The 2,441-nt window shown below is 71.7% G+C and carries 3 protein-coding genes and 1 pseudogene; 2 read left to right on the forward strand and 2 right to left on the reverse strand.

All coding sequences use genetic code 11. The features are described from left to right. Together GTW43_RS23475 and GTW43_RS37620 are read left to right on the forward strand one after the other, a co-directional pair. Positions 1-315, forward strand: a pseudogene (locus GTW43_RS23475) (NADP oxidoreductase); the annotation flags it as partial. 156 nt (positions 316-471) lie between these two features. Then, entirely contained in the window at positions 472-726 is a 255-nt protein-coding gene (locus GTW43_RS37620; RefSeq protein WP_202501851.1) for a hypothetical protein, read from the forward strand. Positions 727-869: 143 nt separating this feature from the next. Here GTW43_RS37620 and GTW43_RS23480 read toward each other — a convergent pair whose 3' ends face one another. Further along, complete coding sequence (locus GTW43_RS23480; protein WP_161304022.1) at positions 870-1,586, reverse strand: MIP family channel protein; 717 nt, start codon at positions 1,584-1,586, stop codon at positions 870-872. A gap of 218 nt (positions 1,587-1,804) precedes the next feature. Then, the gene (locus GTW43_RS23485; protein WP_161304023.1) at positions 1,805-2,269 is read right to left on the reverse strand and encodes a hypothetical protein; all 465 of its coding nucleotides are present in this window, start codon (positions 2,267-2,269) and stop codon (positions 1,805-1,807) included. Positions 2,270-2,441 lie beyond the last annotated feature (172 nt).

Raw genomic sequence — 2,441 nt, forward strand, 5'->3', positions numbered from 1 at the left:
GTGAAGGCGTTCAACCTCTGCCACGAGGACGTGTGGCGCATGCGCCCGCCGGTCTTCGACGGCCGCCCGCTCGCCGTACCCGTGTGCGGGGACGACCGTGCGGCACTCGCGTTCGTGAGGGGGCTGATTCGAGACGTGGGGTGCACGCCCGTGGCCGGTGGCGGCCTGGAACGCGCAGGGCTGTTGGAGGCGACCGCCGCCCTGTTCATCGCGCTGTGGGTGGGTGAGGGAGCGGACGTGCAGGCGATCGCACCGCCGTTGGACTGTGCGGCGGGACCTGGTGCGCAGGCGCTCCCGGAGACGGCGACGCCCTGAGGAGACCTGGTGCGCGGCAGCGCCGACCGGGCGTGCCGTCCGACGGCTCAGGCTCGCACCGGGGCGTGCCACCGACTGACCGAATCACGCCAGAGCCGGGCTCCCGGCAACGGAAGGGGCTTTACCCGGAGATGACCGCACGCTACGTTCCGTGTCATGTCCGAACCCGCTGGCCCGTTACCGGGCCGGTCAGCCACGGAGCTGAACGCGCAGATCCGTGAACTGATGCTGCAGACCGGTGGCTTCCTGAACGAGAAGCAGCGCCGTGAGTACGCCGCCCTGGTGGCCGCCTGGTGGTCCGCGGTCGACGGCGAACGCTCGCTTCCCGTCCCCGTGGCTCCCGCTCAGGTGCCGGACGTCCCACGTCAGCGCCGGGCGCGGGACGCGGTCGGCGCCTGGCGTGCGCGGTGAAGGGGCCTGATTCCGGCTGGACTTGACGGCGGCCCGACCGCGCGGCAGTCCTGCCCGAAGGGCGGCGGACGGCCGCCGGCTCGGCAGGCCGTGTCCGCCGTCACTCCCTCACAGGTCAGGCCTCACGCGTCAGGCCTCACGCGTCAGGCCGCATCCGCGGTCACCCGCGGCTCGTCCGCCGGGTGCGTCAGGCGGATGACCAGCGCCGCGATCAGCCCGCCGACCAGCGGGGCCACGATGAACAGCCACAGCTGGGACAGCGCCTGACCACCGGCGAACAGGGCCGGGCCGAGCGACCGGGCGGGGTTCACGGAGGTGCCGGTCAGCGGAATGCCGACGATGTGGATGACGCCGAGCGCGAGCCCGATCGGCAGCCCGTCGAATCCGACCACGGCCACCTTGCTCGTCACCGCGAGCACCACGTAGGCGAGGAGGAACGTCAGCACGGTCTCGGCGAGGAACGCGCCACCGCCGCTCAGCCCGACGTCCGACCGGCTCCCGTAGCCGTTCGAGCCGAAGGCGCCACTCGTCTTCAGGCCCGGGATCGACTGGACCAGCCAGTACAGCAGCGCGGCACCGGCGATCGCGCCGGCGAACTGCGCGACCCAGTACAACACCGCTCGTCGTACGTTGATCCTGCCCGCCGCGAGCATCGCGAGCGTGACGGCCGGATTGACGTGACAGCCCGAGATCGGGCCGATGGCGTAGGCGAGTGCGAGCAGGGTGAACCCGAAGGCGAGGGCCACACCCAGGGGCCCCATGAACTCCAGGCCGATGACCGCCGCGCCGACAGCGAAGAACACCAGTAGGAGGGTGCCGAGGAATTCGGCGACGACAGCACGTTGTTCGGATCGCTCCATGACCGCATCAGCCTCCTCGTGGAGTGAGGGGAACGAGAGCAGTTTGTTGCCTTCGTCCACCATGGTGCGCCCAGGAGAGTGATCTCTCATGTCGAGCCAGGGTGCGCGTGCCCCGGTCCGGCGGCTCAAGTGGCCGCGCCTCTCACCTGCTGGTACGGTGCCCCGCCCGCGGCACATCTGCCGGGTGGCGCGGCGCCGGCTGAACGCCGTCCCGGGGCTCAGGACACCGGCGGTGCGTGATGGCGCCTGCCGACCGCCCGCGCCTCCTCCAGCACGGCGGCGTCCTCGATCCGGTCCGCGCGCACGACGACGTCGGCCCCGGCCGGCGTCACCAGGGAGCGGCTGAAGAGGACCACCGCCCACGCGTCGTCGGGGCCCGTCTCGGCCACTTCCCATTCGCTGGAGAGAACGGACAGCACGCCACGGCCGCGCCAGCGGTAGACGGATCCCGGACGCGTGGCCAGCCGGGTGTCGACGCCGACGATCCGGCGCCGTCGTCCGCTCCGGGTGCGATAGGCGACCACGTCGGTCATCGTCTGGTCGCCAGGCCCGCCGGACCTCAGCGGGGTGTACGTGAACGTCGCCTCGGTGCGCCGGTCGCCCTGCCACATGGGGAACGAGGAGCAGACGATGTGCCAGGTGCCGGCCAGCCGGTCAGGGGTGACATCGAGTGGATCATCCATGGGGGAGACCCTACGAGACCCTGGGCCGCACGAACGGGGGCCGGCGGTGTCAGATCCGGCTCATGGACGCCATCGCGTGCAACAGCTCGCTCACCACGATCCCGTCCCCCTGCTGCCCGGCCGCCGCCTGGGCCGGTGTCAGATGCCCCGCTGCGAGCCGGCAGAACTCCAC

It is taken from the genome of Streptomyces sp. SID5785, assembly GCF_009870065.1.
Lineage (GTDB): Bacteria > Actinomycetota > Actinomycetes > Streptomycetales > Streptomycetaceae > Streptomyces.